The sequence below is a fragment of the Niveispirillum sp. FG156 genome (assembly GCF_057809555.1).
In genome coordinates, this window is record NZ_JBMDKE010000053.1 from 14,404 (window position 1) to 29,934 (window position 15,531).

At 63.6% G+C, this 15,531-nt stretch carries 11 protein-coding genes; 7 read left to right on the top strand and 4 right to left on the bottom strand.

What is annotated here, in order from left to right:
- The first annotated feature begins 7 nt into the window (after positions 1 to 7).
- Positions 8 to 1,522: an aldehyde dehydrogenase family protein gene (locus tag ACODSP_RS25425; protein WP_488968322.1), complete on the top strand. Its 1,515-nt coding sequence runs from the start codon at positions 8 to 10 to the stop codon at positions 1,520 to 1,522.
- Between the two features lie 17 nt (positions 1,523 to 1,539).
- On the opposite strand, the gene ACODSP_RS25430 is transcribed toward ACODSP_RS25425, so the two are convergent.
- Positions 1,540 to 2,613 (bottom strand): DUF3089 domain-containing protein, encoded by a 1,074-nt coding sequence (locus tag ACODSP_RS25430; RefSeq protein WP_488968323.1) that lies wholly within the window; start codon positions 2,611 to 2,613, stop codon positions 1,540 to 1,542.
- A gap of 340 nt (positions 2,614 to 2,953) precedes the next feature.
- Here ACODSP_RS25430 and ACODSP_RS25435 point away from each other — a divergent pair, with 340 nt between their 5' ends.
- The 6 genes from ACODSP_RS25435 (at position 2,954) to ACODSP_RS25460 (ending at position 13,477) form a co-directional block, all read left to right on the top strand.
- Entirely contained in the window at positions 2,954 to 5,398 is a 2,445-nt protein-coding gene (locus tag ACODSP_RS25435) for a TonB-dependent receptor (RefSeq protein WP_488968324.1), read from the top strand.
- A 75-nt stretch (positions 5,399 to 5,473) separates the two neighbouring features.
- Positions 5,474 to 6,946, top strand: coding sequence for a flavin monoamine oxidase family protein (locus ACODSP_RS25440; protein WP_488968325.1), 1,473 nt, complete (start codon positions 5,474 to 5,476; stop codon positions 6,944 to 6,946).
- Positions 6,947 to 7,058: 112 nt separating this feature from the next.
- The gene (locus ACODSP_RS25445; RefSeq protein ID WP_488968326.1) at positions 7,059 to 8,282 is read left to right on the top strand and encodes a c-type cytochrome; all 1,224 of its coding nucleotides are present in this window, start codon (positions 7,059 to 7,061) and stop codon (positions 8,280 to 8,282) included.
- A gap of 190 nt (positions 8,283 to 8,472) precedes the next feature.
- Positions 8,473 to 10,521, top strand: coding sequence for a hydantoinase/oxoprolinase family protein (locus ACODSP_RS25450; protein ID WP_488968327.1), 2,049 nt, complete (start codon positions 8,473 to 8,475; stop codon positions 10,519 to 10,521).
- 15 nt (positions 10,522 to 10,536) lie between these two features.
- Positions 10,537 to 12,408 (top strand): hydantoinase B/oxoprolinase family protein, encoded by a 1,872-nt coding sequence (locus tag ACODSP_RS25455; protein ID WP_488968328.1) that lies wholly within the window; start codon positions 10,537 to 10,539, stop codon positions 12,406 to 12,408.
- Positions 12,409 to 12,613: 205 nt separating this feature from the next.
- The gene (locus tag ACODSP_RS25460) at positions 12,614 to 13,477 is read left to right on the top strand and encodes an alpha/beta hydrolase family protein (RefSeq protein ID WP_488968329.1); all 864 of its coding nucleotides are present in this window, start codon (positions 12,614 to 12,616) and stop codon (positions 13,475 to 13,477) included.
- On the opposite strand, the gene ACODSP_RS25465 is transcribed toward ACODSP_RS25460, so the two are convergent.
- The 3 genes from ACODSP_RS25465 to ACODSP_RS25475 all read right to left on the bottom strand — a co-directional run bounded on the left by ACODSP_RS25465 (position 13,463) and on the right by ACODSP_RS25475 (position 15,450).
- A complete protein-coding gene (locus ACODSP_RS25465) occupies positions 13,463 to 13,744 on the bottom strand; it encodes a hypothetical protein (protein ID WP_488968330.1) in 282 nt (93 codons plus the stop codon). The two genes, ACODSP_RS25460 and ACODSP_RS25465, sit on opposite strands and share 15 nt — an antisense overlap.
- 105 nt (positions 13,745 to 13,849) lie before the next feature.
- The gene (locus ACODSP_RS25470) at positions 13,850 to 14,212 is read right to left on the bottom strand and encodes a hypothetical protein (protein WP_488968331.1); all 363 of its coding nucleotides are present in this window, start codon (positions 14,210 to 14,212) and stop codon (positions 13,850 to 13,852) included.
- On the bottom strand, positions 14,212 to 15,450 hold the full coding sequence (locus ACODSP_RS25475) for a class I SAM-dependent methyltransferase (protein WP_488968332.1): 1,239 nt from the start codon (positions 15,448 to 15,450) through the stop codon (positions 14,212 to 14,214). The genes ACODSP_RS25470 and ACODSP_RS25475 overlap by 1 nt, the downstream gene beginning before the upstream one ends.
- Positions 15,451 to 15,531 lie beyond the last annotated feature (81 nt).

Sequence of the window (15,531 nt, forward strand, 5' to 3'; positions counted from 1 at the left end):
CGAACCGATGTCCCGTAAAGCCCTGCCGTTCGACGGCCTTCCCGTTTCTTCCGCCACGCGGGCCTTTCTGGCTGAACGGCATGGGCTGTTCATCGATGGGCAATGGCGGCCTTCGCTGTCCGGCGCCACGCTGGACAGTGTCGATCCCGCCACGGAACTGCATCTGGCGACGGTGGCGTCGGGTGGGGCCGGGGATATCGATGCGGCGGTACAGGCCGCGACCCGTGCTTTCCATGGTCCCTGGTCGCGGCTGAAGGCACGGGAACGCTCGGGGTTGCTGGTCCGGCTGGCCCGGCTGCTGGAACGCGATGCGGCGTTGTTCACGGAGTTGGAGATCCTGGACAATGGCATGCCGCGCTTCATCGCCGGCCTGACCGTGTCCAACTGCGTGGAGATGTTCGACTATTACGCTAGCGCCATCCTGCGCATCGAAGGCGTGACCACCACGCCCCCGCCGCATGTGACGGCGGACGCGGAAGCGCTGACCTACACCTTGCGCGAACCGGTGGGTGTGGTCGGGTTGATCGTACCCTGGAACGTACCGGTCTCCACCTTGACCTTGAAGCTGGCTCCGGCCCTGGCGGCGGGCTGTACCGTGGTGGTGAAGCCGGCGGAGGAGACGCCCCTGTCGGCCCTGGCCCTGGGCCGGTTGATCCAGGAGGCAGGCTTCCCCGACGGCGTGGTCAATATCGTCAATGGTCCGGGGGAAAGCGCTGGTGCGGCCCTGTCCACCCATGCCCTGGTCGACAAGATCAGCTTCACCGGCTCCACCGAGGTGGGGCGCAAGATCGTGCAGGCAGCATCCGGCAACTTGAAAAAGGTCTGCCTGGAACTGGGCGGTAAGTCGCCCGTGGTGGTGATGCCGGATGCCGATCTGGAACTGGCCGGTCCCGGCGTATCCATGGCGACCTTCTTCCTGCAGGGCCAGAACTGCATGGCCGGCACCCGCATCTTCGCCCATGCGTCGATCCATGATGAGCTTGTGGCGCGGATGAAGGCCTTTACGGGTTTCTTCACGCTGGGTCACGGGTTGGATGCCGGCAATAATTTCGGACCCCTGATCAGCGGGGGGCATGCGTCGCGCGTCCTTTCCCATGTGGACCGGGCGTTGGCGCAGGGGGCGACCCTGGTGACGGGTGGGACCAAACTGGACCGGCCCGGCCATTTCGTGCCGCCCACCATCCTGACCGATGTCCGGCCCGACATGGATATCTTCCGCGACGAAGTGTTCGGCCCCGTCATGGCGGTCCATCGGTTTGAGACCGAGGTTGTGGAAGAGATTGCGGCCATGGCCAATGACAGTGTCTATGGCCTGTCCGGCAGCGTTTGGACCCGCAGCCTGTCCACCGCGCACAAGTTGGTCTCGCGCATTCGGTCGGGTCAGGTGTCGATCAATTGCCACGGCGCCATCGCCACCAACATCCCGTTCGGCGGCTATAAGCAGTCTGGCTGGGGCCGCGAATTCGGGCGTGAAGGCCTGGATGCCTATCTGGAGACCAAGGCGGTGACGGCGCGGCTGTAACGCCGCGCCGCTGTCCATTAACGCTTCAGGAAAGCGTCAATCCGTACCCGCACATTCGCCTGGATGTCGGCATAGAACAGGCCGTAATCATGGTAATGCATGATCCCGCCCGGCAGCGGCTTCAGGCCCAATGCCGGATCGGCGTCGACCACCAGAAAGCCCTTCTCACAGCGTGCGGCCACTGACTTTGCCACCAGCGCCTTGACCGGCCCCTCACCCGGATCGCCGGGGGCGGCGCCCTTGTTCAGGTCCTTCGCCGCCAGGGGCTGGTCCCGGTCGAAGGTCAGGGGATTGACGCAGACCGGTTCCTGGCCCGGCACGTCACCATAGAGCGACACCAGACGCTGGGCATTGAACTTGCCCATCAAGGCCAGGTCGGTATCGGGCGTGACGGCGTTCCAGGCGATGACGCAGCCCGTGTCCGCCGGCTTGGCGCAGATCGGCAGGGTCTTGTAGGTGCGGGGGAAGTCACCTTCCGACAGGTTCACGCCGATGACATAGGCGGCGACCATCCGGTCCTGCAACGGCGACCCGTCAATCCGGTCTTTCAACAGCCGCATCAGATGGGACGCACCCTGGCTGTGCCCGGCCAGGATGAAGGGCCGGCCCGCATTGTCGCGCTTCAGATACAGGTCGAAGGCACGCAACACGTCGCCATAGGCCAGATCGAACGCCTTCTGCCCGTCGCCCGCCATGTTGCTGAAGCCCAGACGCGTGGCCTGGCGGTAGCGGGGGGCGAAGATGCGGCAGCAGGTGTTGAAGACAGCGGCCTGCCGCGCGATGACGCTGGCATCTGTCCAGTCATTGACGGCCTTGTCCGCCGGGTCCTGGTTCCAGCGCGTCACCGACCGGTCGGTGGTCGGGTGGATGTAGAACACATCCACATCCGGTGCCGTGGCCAGTTTGCCTGTATTGCCGGGCAGGGCTGTGCTGGCGCCGGGTGCCCAGGCGGTGGCGGCCCAGGAGGCGGCGCGGCCATAATCGGGGGGCGGTGCGGGGGTCTGGCTTTCAAAGGGTGGTGGCGGGTCCGCTGCCATGGCGGTGCCGGCCAGAAACCCCAGCGACAGAAGACAGGACAGAACGCGCTTCATCTCGATCCCCGTTTATCCTTTATGGTTCCGAAGCCTAGCAGTGTGGCCGCCAACAATGTGGCCGCCGGGAATGACCTGTCCGCTTGGCGGACAGGGGGTGCGACCCCTTGGCCCTATCCGCCTAGCGGACAGCGTGGGCGGCGATGTTGTGGAAAGTTCGGCAAAGGAATTAGCTGACCGGGCAGGCAGATATCCGGCTAGCAGGCTGATCGGGAAATACCAGCGTAGGCAAATAAAATAAGCCAGCGCGGCCCCCAAATAAAGTACAGCTGCCAGAAAACGGGAACAAGGCGCCGGAAATAATGCCGCTCGAAATGACCGCAAAAATCAAGGGGGCTTCATGTACCGTTCCAAATTCGTCGCCCTGACCACGTCCGCGCTGGTCAGTGCCTTCGCCGCTTCCGCAATCGTTCCCGCTGCCCTGGCTGCCGAGGGCGAGCTGGTGCTGGAAGAGATCATCGTCACCGCCCGTAAGCGTAAGGAGGACATCCAGACCGTCCCCATCGCGATCCAGGCCCTGACCGCAGACGATCTGGCGGAACGCAACATCACCACCCTGACCGAGCTGGCGAACAACACGCCCGGCATCTCGGTCACCAACATTACCGGTGGCGCCTTCACCAACGTCTATGTGCGTGGTCTGGCGCCCGCGAATTCCTCTACCGATCTGAATATCGAGGCCAATGTCGGTATTTTCATCGACGGCATCTATCAGACCAGCCGCAACACAGCGGACGTCCTGGGCACCGTTGATATCGCCCAGCTGGATGTTGTGAAGGGGCCGCAGAGCGCGCTTTATGGCCGTTCCACCTTCGCCGGCGCCGTCGGCATCACGACCGCTCGCCCCACCGGCACGCCGGAAGGCAAGGCCAGCGTCACCATCGGCAATAATGGCGATTATCGCGGCAAGGTTTCCCTGTCCCGCCCGATCATCGAGGACAAGCTGGCCGGCTCCATCACGGCGTCCTGGTCCACCTATGCCGGTGAGTTCAAGAACGATTTCAACACGGAAGACAAGCTGGGCGGGTTTGAGAAGCGGGGCGTGTCCGGTGCCCTGGTCTTCACCCCGACGGAGAATTTCACGGCGACCTTCACGGGCTTCGCCACCAAGTCCACCTCTGAAATGCCCGGCCTGTCGCTGAACCCGGTGACGACCCACAATTGCGGTGGCTTCAACGCGCAGTCGCAGGCCTATCTGCTCTATTGCGGCAAGATCCCGACCAACCTGCCCATCGACGTGACCTCCACCATTCCGGAAAGCGTCTCCAAGTCCCGTCAGGGTGCCCTGGAGCTGGAATATGAGTTCGAGAATTTCTCGATCGTCAGCGTCACCGGCATCAGCGCCTCTGAAGTCTATGCCGCCAATGACTCCGATGTGTACGGCAACGGCGCGCTTTATGGCATCTGTACCGTCGGCAGCACCTGCGGTGCCGCCACCGGCAGCTACACCCGCACCGTCCGCGCCAATTCACTGCTGATCAGCAATGACGAGGTCGTGACCAAGAGCCAGGAAATCCGTATCCAGTCGCCCGACGCCGACCGGTTCCAATGGCTGGCCGGTGCCTTCTTCTTCCAGTCGAATGTCGACAGCAAGTCGTGGGCTGCCACGTCGGCCCCTGGTTTGGCGGCTAATGAACGTCTGGTGCAGATCCTGCCCGGTTCCCCCGCCGGCACCGGTCCGCTGGCGTCGCTGGCCAATCCGGGCCTGGTCCTGGACCCGACCATCGTTGCCCGTCTGGCCAGCCAGAATTACAAGCAGAACATCACCCGTTCGGTATTCGGCTCTGTCGGGTATGAAGTAATTGATGGCCTGCGCGTCGCGGCGGAAGGTCGGTATAACATCGACCGCAAGACCGACCGCTGCCTGCTGACCTTCTTCAACGCTTTCGGCCCCTGCGTCGCCGGTCAGCCCTTCCGGGGTGAGTTCACCAGCTTCACGCCGCGCTTTACGGTCGATTACAAGGCGACCGAAGACGTCTTCCTGTTCGCCTCGGCGGCAAAGGGCGTGCGCTCGGGTGGTTTCAACTCGCTGGCCGGCCTGTCGGACAATGAGAAGACCTTCGACGAAGAAAGCAACTGGACCTATGAAGCCGGTGTGAAGTCCTGGCTGTTCGACCGCCGCGTCATGCTGAATGCTTCGGCCTTCCGCGTGAACTGGACGAACCTGCAGCTCTCCACCTTCTCCCCGACCGCGTCCGTCGCGCAGGCCATCATCATGAATGCCGGCAAGATGAAGACGAACGGGTTTGAGGTGCAGACCGAGGTGAAGGCCACGGACATCGTGTCGGTCGGTGGTTCGGTCACCTATTCCGATCCGAAATTCGCCAAGGGCACCTATGACCCGGCCTATTCGTCACAGTGCGGCAACCCGTCCACCGTGTGCGATCTGGTCACCATTGCTGGCCGTGGCACCTTTGCCTCCATCGCCGGCAACCGTCCGGCCCGGTCGGTGAAATTGCAGTATAATCTGCACGCCACCGCCGATGTGCCGGTCTCCGCCGACTGGACCCTGGCTGGCCGCGTTGATGTCAATTATACCGGCCCGACCTATGTCAACAGCCTGAACCTGACCACCTTTGGTGAGCGCACGCTGACCAACCTGCGTCTGGCGCTGGAAAGCGACACCTACTCCATCGCGGCCTGGGTTACCAACCTGACCGACGAGAAGTATAACGCCAACATTATCCAGCAGCCGCGCAACTACAATGTCGGTACCCAGCGCATCATGGAAGTCTACCATGGTGAGGGCCGCCGCTTCGGTGTCACGGCTTCGGCCAAGTTCTGATTTGATGCGGTAACGTTCCCCCTCGGCCCGGTCCGGGGGGGAATTCCTCTTTGCAACATTGGAAGATCAGGCGCCATGACCAGTCAATTCACTTCGCCGCTCCTCTCCCGTCGCGCTGTGGTCGGGGGGCTCGCCGCCGCCGCGCCGCTCGTCATCGCATCACGCGGCTGGGCCACCGGCCCCAAGGAAGTCGATGTGGTCGTGGTGGGTGCCGGCCTTTCCGGCCTGAACGCTGCCTCCATCCTGGAAGGCCAGGGCCTGACCGTTCAGGTCGTTGAGGCCTCTGACCGTGTCGGTGGCCGCCTGCGCACACTTCGGGTCGATGGTTACCAGGCCGAGGTCGGGGCCAGCGAGGTCGGCCTTCTCTATGGCCGCGTACGGGATGCCTGCGGGCGTCTGAATGTCGGTCTCACCGGCGACGGTGCCAAGGGCACCGACTTCATGATCAATGTCGATGGCAGCACCGTCCTGCCGGCTGACTGGAGCAAGTCGCCGATCAACAAGACCCGAGGCCGCGAGCGGGAGTTCCCGCCATTCATCCTGCAGAATCGGCTGATGTACGACTTTCTGCCCTTCAAGCAGACCAACGCCTGGTTGCAGCCCGAGAACATGGCGTTCGACGTGTCTGCGGCTGAACTGATGCGTTCCAAGGGCGTGTCGGAGGCTGCTATCCGGCTGGCGGATATCGACCTCAATGGCGCCAGCCTGGAAAGCGTGTCCGCCCTGTCCATTTTCCGCGACATGGCCCGCGCTCAGGTCGAAGGCTTCAAGGACCCCAACAAGCCGCAATATGGCGGCCCGTCCAGCAATACTGACCGTGCCTATATCGTTGGCGGTTCTGATGTGCTGCCCAAGGCGATGGCAGCCGCGTTGAAGACCCCGGTGCGCCTGAACAGCCCCGTCGTTGCCATCGATCAGACGGACGACAAGGTGAAGGTGCTGCTGTCCAATGGCGATGTCCTGACGGCTCGGTTCCTGGTGATGGCAGCGCCGTTCAGCGCCGTTAGCCGTATCCGTTTCACGCCCGGCCTGCCGGACAATCAGGCGGACGCTGTCGCCGGTGCACGCTATTCTGCGACGACGCAGTTCCATTTCACGATCAAGAAACCCTTCTGGGAGAAGGACGGCCTGCCGCCCTCGATCTGGTCCAACAGCGCCTTCGAACGCGCCTTCGCGCTGAAGAACGCGAAGACCGGCGCTATTGACAGCCTGATCGTCTGGGTGAATGGCGACGGCGCCACCCGTTGGGACGACCGCGACACCGCCAAGCAGGTTGAACTGGTCCTGGCCGATCTGGCCCGCTTGCGCCCGTCTACGGCCGGCGCGTTGGAATACAAGTTCGGCTATAGCTGGGGCCGCAACCCCTATGTGGGCGGCAACAAGCATTATTTCGCACCCGGACAGGTCAAGCGCTTCGCGGCTGACATGGGCAAACCCGCCGGTCGCATCCACTTCGCCGGTGAACATCTGCGGCGCCTGGAACATGGCATGGAAAGCGCCATGGAAACGGGCGAAGTCGCCGCCATGGAGGTCCTTGAAAGGATCTGATGTTGAACGGAAATAGCTCCGGCGGCGACTGCCGCGTAGGGGCCTGAGGAAAACGAACGGCTAAAGCGTGTTTTCGGTCAACGCAAACACGCTTTAGCGGAGGGGTGATGTGATGGAACGACAAGACGGCACGAAGTCGTGGGACAAGGTGTTGGCCTATGGGTTGCCGCTGCTGGTGTTGGTTCATGATCTGCTGACCATGATCCTGCTGCGGTCGGATAAGGCGGCGCCCATTCGCGAACAGCTGCGGGGATGGCATTATTTCCTGGGCACGGCTCTGTTCCTTTATGCCGCCATGCGCCTTTGGCAATGGCTGAAGGGGCGGGCGCCGGGGCCGCAGGTGCCGCTGCCGCCGCGTGCCAAGGCCTGGGTCATGGCCCTGGTCAATGCCACCTACCTGATGTTCTTCGCGGCCCCGCTGCTGGGCGTGCTGGTGGTGTGGAGCCACGGCATGGACCTGCATCTGGGTCCCGTCCCGATCCCGGCCCTGCTGGGTGAAAGCCGCGAAGTCTGGCTGTTCACGGGCTATTTCCATTCCGGGGTCAGCACCAGTCTGCTGGTGCTGAAGCTGGCGGCCCTGCTGACGGCTGTCTGGTTCCTGTTCCGCCACGGACGTGGCCTGCTCGGATCTTTTCCGCCGGGCTTCGGCCTGTTCGTCCTGCTCAGCTTCTCCTCCTCTGTTTTCGCACTATCGACCTTCAAGTCGTATGAGCAGGGACCGGCGACGGTTGCCATCTTCCTTGGTATCTGCGCTGCCATCTGGGGCTTGTCCCGTCTGGTGCGGCGTGGCCGGGTGACGGCTGTGTCCAATCCGGATGCGGTGCGTGGCGTGGTACCGGCGGCGGTGGCGGCCATCGCCATTGTCGTGGTCGGCATGTACGGCCCGCACATGCTGTTCCGCGTCTCCCCCTTCGCGCAGGGGCAGCGGGTGGAAGCTGCGGCCCATGTCACCTCGCATGAGGCGCCCCTGGTTATCGAGCAATTGCCGCCTGAAACAGACTTTGAACGCAAGGTCCGGGCCGAGACGTTCAAATGGTGTACCTTCTGCCACACCATGAACAAGGGCGGGGCGCATATGGTCGGCCCCAACCTCTATGGCATCATGGGTCAGAAGATCGCCACCGTCCCCAACTTCCCCTATGGCGACAGTCTGGCCGCCCATGGCAAGGCCGGGGAGGTCTGGACGGATGAGAGCCTGGCGAAGTTCCTGGCCAATCCCGACGCCTTCGCCCCCGGCACTTCCATGGTCGTGTCGTCGGGCAACATCACGGACCCGGAAACGCAGAAGGCGCTGATCACCATCTTGAAGCGCGAAACCGGGTCTGCCGCACCCTGACCCTTCCTGATCTTGATATCCGCCAAGCGACGGCCCGCCCCCACAGGCGGGCCGTTTTGCATTGGTAAGAGAGGGAGTCGGGCGACGCCAATCCGCACAGCGGTCAAACGGGTCTCCGCTGATGGTCGCGGGCCACGGTTCCGGTACTGCTGACATAGAAATTTGACCGCTTCCAAAACAGGGGGATGCGATGGGTTACCGTTTGGGCGTCGATGTGGGTGGTACCTTCACCGACCTGCTGTTGTTCAATGATACGACGGGCGCCTTCTGGCGGCACAAGACCCCGTCGACCCCGGCCGACAGTTCCGTCGGCATTCTGAATGGCGTTACCGCCATTTGTGAAAAGGCGGGGATCACCCCGGCTGATGTGGAATTCTTCCTGCATGGAACCACGGTCGCCACCAACGCCGTGCTGGAAGGCAAGGGTGCCAAGGTTGGCCTGATCGTCACCGAGGGTTACCGCCAGATCATGCAGATCGCGCGCTCCTTCGTGCCGGGTGGTCTGGCCGGCTGGATCGTCTGGCCGAAGCCGGAGCCGCTGGCCCGGCTGGAGGACACGTTCGAGATCAAGGGCCGCATGGATGCCCAGGGTAACGAACTGCGCCCCATCGACGAGGCCAATATCCGCGAAGCCCTGCTGAAGCTGAAGGCGAAGGGCGTGGAGGCGGTCACCGTCTCCCTGATCAACGCCTATCTGAATGGCGCGCATGAGAAGCGTGTGGGCGAACTGGTGGCGGAGATTCTGCCGGGCGTGCCCGTGTCGCTGTCTCATGAGGTCCTGCCCGAGATGCAGGAATATGAGCGCACGCTGACCACGGTGGCCAATGCGTCGGTTCGCCCCATCGTGGGCCGCTATGTCCGCAACCTGCGTGAAAAGCTGCGGTCGGCCGGGTTCGCCGGATCGCTGTCGCTGCTGCGCTCCGATGGCGGCCTGATGTCGTCGGAGAAGTCGGAAGAACATCCCGTCTCCCTGCTGATGTCCGGCCCTGCCGGCGGTGTCACAGGTGCGCTGTGGGTCGGTGCCAATTCCGGCATCCGCAACATCCTGACGCTGGATGTGGGCGGTACCTCGACCGACGTGGCCCTGATTGAAAATCTGGACCCGCGCCGGGTGCGCACGACGGAGGTCGGGCATCTGGCCGTCCGCGCGTCGTCGCTGGATGTGAAGACGGTGGGGGCCGGCGGCGGCTCCATCGCCTATGTGCCGGAACTGACCAAGGCCCTGCGCGTCGGCCCGCAATCGGCCGGTGCCGTGCCGGGCCCGGTAGCCTATGGCAAGGGCGGTACCCTGCCGACCGTCACCGACGCCAATGTCGTCCTGGGCTACCTGCCGGAGGCGCTGCTGGGCGGCACCTTCAAGCTGGACCGGGAAGGGGCGAAGAAGGCGGTGCAGACCATCGCCGATACGCTGGGCATCGATCTCTACGCCGCCGCGCGCGGCATCATCGACATCGTCAACGAGAACATGTTCGGCGCGCTGCGCATGATCTCGGTCCAGCAGGGCTATGATCCGCGCGACTTTGCCCTGATGGGCTTTGGTGGTGCCGGCCCGCTGCATGTCAACGCCGTGGCCCGGCTGATGGGGTCGTGGCCGGCGGTGTCGCCCGTCTCCCCCGGTGTGCTGTGCGCGTTGGGCGATGCGACGACCCGTATGCGTACCGAAACCGCCCGTTCCTTCTCCCGCCGGTTCGACGAGACGGAGGAGGCGGAGGTGATCGCCGTGCTGGAAGCGATGGCTGCACAGACGCGGGATGAGCTGAAGGCCGAGGGCATCAAGGATGCCGACATCACAAGCCTGTTCGAGATCGACGTGCGCTATGAAGGCCAGGCCTTCGAGGTGCCGCTGTCCATCGATCCGGAGACCCTGCGTCGTGACGGTCTGGCCGGCGTGACCAAGCGCTTCGACGAAGAGCATCACCGTCTGTTCACCTTCAACATGCCCTCGCCGCATGAGTTGGTTAACCTGCGTGCGGTCGCCCTTGGTCCGGTGCTGGACCTGCCGGCGGCAGAGCTGCCCAAGGGCAATGGCGATCCGTCGGCAGCCAAGATCCGCGATCATGAGCTGTGGATGGATGGCAAGATGGTGCCCGCAATCATCTATGACCGTGCCAAGCTGAAGGCCGGCGACCTGATCCCGGGTCCCGCCATCGTCATCGAAATGGACAGCACGACGCTGATCGAGGCCGGTTGTGACGGCCTGGTCGACCGCGTTGGCAATATCCTGATCAACCCGCGCTGAAGGGGAGTCTGATCCATGGCCGCGACTATCATCCAGACCAACAACGCCCCCTTCAACAAGGTCAGCATCGACCCGGTGACCCTTGAGGTCATCGAGAACGCCCTGCGCAATGCCCGTATCGAGATGGATGCGACGCTGGTGCGTACCGCCATGTCGCCCGGCATCCGTGAACAGGGCGACGCCTTCCCCCTGATCGCCGACCGCACGGGTCAGATGATCGTGGGGCAGTTCGGTTCCTATATCGGCCCCTTCCTGGAAGGGTTCGATGGCACCGTCGAGGAAGGCGACATGATCATGCTGTCCGACCCGTACTCGGTCGGCGGCGCCATCAGCCATCTGAATGACTGGCTGGTCCTGCTGCCGGTGTTCAAGGATGGCCGTCTGGTCGCCTACACCTCCATGTTCGGTCACCAGTCGGACATTGGCGGCAAGGTCGTGGGGTCGATGCCCATCGACGCCACTTCGATCTTCGAGGAAGGGGTGCGTATCCCGCCCATCAAGATCTACAAGAAGGGCGTCTATAATGACGACGTGATCAAGCTGATCATGGCGCAGACGCGCAAGCCCGACTGGTGCACCGCCGATCTGAACGCCCTGATCGCGTCCTGCCGTGTGGCTGCCCGCCGCGTGGTGGAAATGTGCGAGCGCTTTGGCGACGATGTCTTCGCCGCCGCGACGGACGAACTGCTGGCCCGTAACTACCGCGCCATGAAGCAGCTGATCGCCAGCTCCATCAGCGAGGAGAAGGTCAGCTTCGAGGATTATATCTGCGACGACGGTATGGGCTTCGGCCCCTACAAGATCCGCTGCACCATGCATCGCGAAGGCGATATCGTGGTGCTGGATTTCGACGGTACCGATCCGCAAAGTCCGGCCTCGATCAACTTCTTCCTGAATGAAAACATGCTGAAGATGTTCTTCGGCATCTACCTGATCATGGTCTTCGACCCGCAGGTGCTGTTCAATGACGGCTATTACGACCTGATCCGGGTGAAGATCCCCGAAGGCTCGCTGCTGAAGCCGAAATTCCCGGCCGCCTTGTCGGGCCGCACCCACGCGCTGGGCCGGCTGTTCGACATCATGGGCGGGCTGCTGGGCCAGAAGACGCCGGAATTCCTGAACGCCGCCGGCTTCTCCTCCTCCCCGCATTTGTTCTATTCCGGCTATGACGCCAAGGGCCGCTGGTTCCAGCTGTTCCAGATCGGGTTCGGCGGCATTCCGGGCCGTCCGCTGGGCGATGGGCCGGACGGGCACTCGCTGTTCCCCGGCTTCACCAATGTCCCGAACGAGTTCCTGGAGCGGTACTTCCCACTGGTCATCGAACGGTATGAAACGGTGGCCGACAGCGGCGGTGCGGGCCTGCATCGCGGCGGTAACGGCATCATCATGTCCTACCGCTTCCTGGCATCCGGCACCATCGCCATCCATGATGACCGCTGGTTCACCATGCCGTGGGGCGTGAATGGGGGCGAACCCGGTGCGCGCGCCCGCAAGATCCTGGAAAAGCCCGACGGCACCCAGATCGTGGTGGGCAACAAGCTGGAGAACCTGACCATCGAGGCCGGTGACCAGTTGCATTTCATCACCTGGGGCGGTGGCGGCTGGGGCGACCCGCTGCTGCGGGAGCCGACCTTGCTTGAGCTTGAGCTGGAGCGTGGTCTGGTCACGGTTGAAGGTGCCAAGCGTTACGGTGTTGTGCTGGTCGATGGCAAGGTCGATGCCGCCGCCACTGAGGCGTTGCGGACCCAGATGCGGGCGGAGCGGGGGCCGGTGACGTCGGTCTTCAACTACGGCCCCGACATCGACACGCTGCGCGCCAACAGCCTGGCGGAAACCGGCTTGCCGGCGCCCAAGCCGCCGGTGAAACTGGCGCATTTCGCGGCGTGATTTGGGGGGTGGTAGTTCCCTCACCCTCCCAAACGCTGACGCGTTTGGGCCCCTCCCTCTCCCGCCAAGCGGGCGAGGGGCGGAATTTCTACCCTCGCCCACAAACGTGGGAGAGGGAGGGGCCCGGCGGCGTCAGCCGACGGGAGGGTGAGGGAACCACGTTCTTCTTGTTACAAATACGGTCCCAATCCTGACGGAGCATTCCATGGCCCCCCTGTCCCGCCGCCTGTTCCTGCTGTCCGCCACGGCGCTGACGGTTCTGCCGGCCTGGGCGGCGCCTGCCGACCTGACCGTCAAAACCCCCTCGGGCCGCGCGGTTGCCGTCAGTGTCTGGAAGGCAGTGGGCAAGGAGACGGGGCGTATCCTGTTCTCCCACGGGGCCGCGTCGGCGCCCTGGAAATATCAGCCGCTGGTCGATGCCTGGACCAAGGCCGGCTACAGCGTCTATGCCCCTCTGCATGTGGATAGCACCGACCATCCCGACCGTGCGAATTTCCAGGGTATGGCCAGCTGGCCGGCGCGGATCGAGGATGTGCGGGCCTTGGCCGACCATCTGGGCGGTCCCTATATCGCCGCCGGCCATTCCTATGGCGCGCTGGTGGCCCTGTGCCTTGGCGGGTCGGCCATTGCCGTGCCGCCGGAGGTGAAGACGCCGCTGCGTGACCCGCGCGCTGTTGTCTCTCTGGCATTCTCCCCGCCCGGTGCCGGTATGGGCTTCATCAAGGCGGGTGACTATGCGCCGCTGGCCATACCTGCCCTGATCCAGACGGGCGACAAGGATGTGCCGCCGGGTCCCGGTGGCGACTGGAAAAGCCATCTGCTGCCTTATGACGAAGCAGCCCCCGGCGGCAGCCGTTATGCCCTGGTGCTGGATGGGGTGGACCATTATTTCGGCGGCGGCATCTGCCGGCCCGAACTGCCGGGACCGGTGCAGGGCGAGCAGCTGGCCGTCGCCGCCGAGCTGTCGGTACTGTTCATGCGCGCCCATGCGGGCGGCGACAAGGCGGCATTGGCCAGCTTGAATGGCCGGCTGTCGGATAAGGGTCCGGCCCGTTTAACGGTCAAGTAACCGGGGCCGCCCCCGCCGCGCGGGCTTGACCAGCCCGTCCCGGTTCAGCAAAGCCAGCGCCGCAGTGGCCGTCCCACGGCAAACGCCGTAATGGGCGGCCAAACCCATTTGCGTGGTTGGCACGTCCACGGCCCGATTGCCCAGCAATTCCGCGCGCAGCAGCATGTAAAGCCGGTAATAGGCCGGGATCATCATCACGACCTCCGGAATGCCGGCGGCGGCATCCAGGCTGCGGCGAAGGGTCTGGTTGTCGAGTGAAAGCTGCATCAACGGTTCAGACGGGTTCCAAAGACAAGCCCGCCACCCACAGGGGGACCGTGGGTGGCGGCAGTTTAGGGAGAAAACAGCAATCGGATGCAAGGAAAGGGAGGCTTACGCCTCCGCGATTTCCTCGATGGTGCGGTTGAAACGTTCCTTGGTGTCGGCTTCCGCCGCTTCACGCGCTTCCTTGCGCATCAGGTAGAAGATCCGATCCAGGAAATCCTGGCGCCAGGCCTCGCGCGCTTCCAGCGCGTCTTGGTCCAGCACCAGGGTTTCGACCCCGGCGGCCAGATCCAGGCCCTTGGTCTTGGCATAGCGTTCGACACTGTCCAGACGGTCATGCAGAACGGAAATCTCGTTCGCCAGGACCAGGACCATAGACATGGCCTGATCCATGCCGGGGGCGTCATAGAATTGCGGGCGCTTGCCCTTGGCATCCTTGACGACATGCGGGCGGTTGGCGGTGCTGGTCATCAGGCGGCATCCTTGGCGGCAACGGATTTCTGCTTCTGGGCGATGAACACTTCCCAACCGCCGCCCGGCGCATATTCACCGGCGGTGAATTCACGTTCCGCCACGGCGCTGGCGGCATCCTGGCTGTAACCGGAGGCCTCGCTGGCGGCGAATTCCATGACGGCCATGGGGGCAGTGTCGAACTTGGCGTCGGCCCGGTCGAACCCGGCCTTCTGGGCCAGATCGAACTGGTCCATCTCGCGCATCGCGCCCCAGAAGGGCTCGTTATTGTACCAAGTTTCGTTATCCAGGATGAACTGGGTGAACGGGTCCATCAGGTCAAACGGCGGCAGGTCGGCATGGATCATCAGACCGCCCGGCGACAGCAGCCGGTGGCATTCCTTGAAGATGCGCGGCATGGCCTTGGCCGACGTCTCATGCAGCAGGATATGGCTGACCACCAGATCGAAATGCCCGTCGGGGAAACGCGTTTCCTCCGCGTTCATCTGCGCGAAATTCACCTCCAGCCCCAGGCCGGCAGCCCGCGCATGGGCATAGCGCACGCAAGGCCCGCCGACATCAATGCCCCAGACCTCGGCATCGGGGAACAGTTCCTTATAGGGCAGGGTGGCGTGACCCACGGTGCAGCCCATGTCCAGGATACGCTTTGGCTTGAAGTCCGGCACGCGGCGCTTCAGGTAGTTGCAGACCGAACGGCCCATATCGTCGTTCAGCGGCCCCATATAGCCCATGGCGTAGAGATACACGCCGCGGTCATACAGAGCGCCGGCGGAAATGTCTTTCTCCGCGACTTCCGTGGCATAGCCGCCGGGCATGCAATGGATATCCAGCGCCGTGATATAGCGCGGGACCACGAACCCTTCGGGAATATCCAGCACCGCGCCCGACTTCGCCGACAGTTCGGCAGCCTTCTCAATCAGCTCCGGCAATTGCCGGTCAATGCTGACATTGGTGGCCTCCCACAGCAGTTCCTGTGCGATGCGGTTGGCAGATGCGTAATGCTGGAAATACAGATCGCGAACCATGCCGCCACGGATATCGCGGCGGTCGGCAGGGGCACGGCCATGCTGTGCCTCGAATGCCGGTGCCACCCGGTTGCGGTAGATCGGCGTCAGACCCGGCAAAAGCTTCTGTTGAATGAAATTCTTGAAGCTTTTGGTGAATTCCTGGCGCGCCGCCTCGTCATGCGTGGCGGTGGGCAGCGCTGGATGCGCCTGTTGCTGGAACGTATTAAGCATGACCGCTCCCGGATCGGTGATGGTTGCTTGGAAAACCCTGGTCCGATTGAAGGGCCGGACCGGGATGCGGGCAAAGGCCGG

What these genes read in the sequence shown, in the direction of transcription:
- ACODSP_RS25430 (WP_488968323.1), bottom strand. Translation starts at nt 2,613, where the DNA reads ATGAAGCGCGTTCTGTCCTGTCTTCTGTCGCTGGGGTTTCTGGCCGGC.
- ACODSP_RS25440 (WP_488968325.1), top strand. Translation starts at nt 5,474, where the DNA reads ATGACCAGTCAATTCACTTCGCCGCTCCTCTCCCGTCGCGCTGTGGTC.
- ACODSP_RS25425 (WP_488968322.1), top strand. Translation starts at nt 8, where the DNA reads ATGTCCCGTAAAGCCCTGCCGTTCGACGGCCTTCCCGTTTCTTCCGCC.
- ACODSP_RS25455 (WP_488968328.1), top strand. Translation starts at nt 10,537, where the DNA reads ATGGCCGCGACTATCATCCAGACCAACAACGCCCCCTTCAACAAGGTC.
- ACODSP_RS25445 (WP_488968326.1), top strand. Translation starts at nt 7,059, where the DNA reads ATGGAACGACAAGACGGCACGAAGTCGTGGGACAAGGTGTTGGCCTAT.
- ACODSP_RS25475 (WP_488968332.1), bottom strand. Translation starts at nt 15,450, where the DNA reads ATGCTTAATACGTTCCAGCAACAGGCGCATCCAGCGCTGCCCACCGCC.
- ACODSP_RS25465 (WP_488968330.1), bottom strand. Translation starts at nt 13,744, where the DNA reads ATGCAGCTTTCACTCGACAACCAGACCCTTCGCCGCAGCCTGGATGCC.
- ACODSP_RS25435 (WP_488968324.1), top strand. Translation starts at nt 2,954, where the DNA reads ATGTACCGTTCCAAATTCGTCGCCCTGACCACGTCCGCGCTGGTCAGT.
- ACODSP_RS25470 (WP_488968331.1), bottom strand. Translation starts at nt 14,212, where the DNA reads ATGACCAGCACCGCCAACCGCCCGCATGTCGTCAAGGATGCCAAGGGC.
- ACODSP_RS25450 (WP_488968327.1), top strand. Translation starts at nt 8,473, where the DNA reads ATGGGTTACCGTTTGGGCGTCGATGTGGGTGGTACCTTCACCGACCTG.
- ACODSP_RS25460 (WP_488968329.1), top strand. Translation starts at nt 12,614, where the DNA reads ATGGCCCCCCTGTCCCGCCGCCTGTTCCTGCTGTCCGCCACGGCGCTG.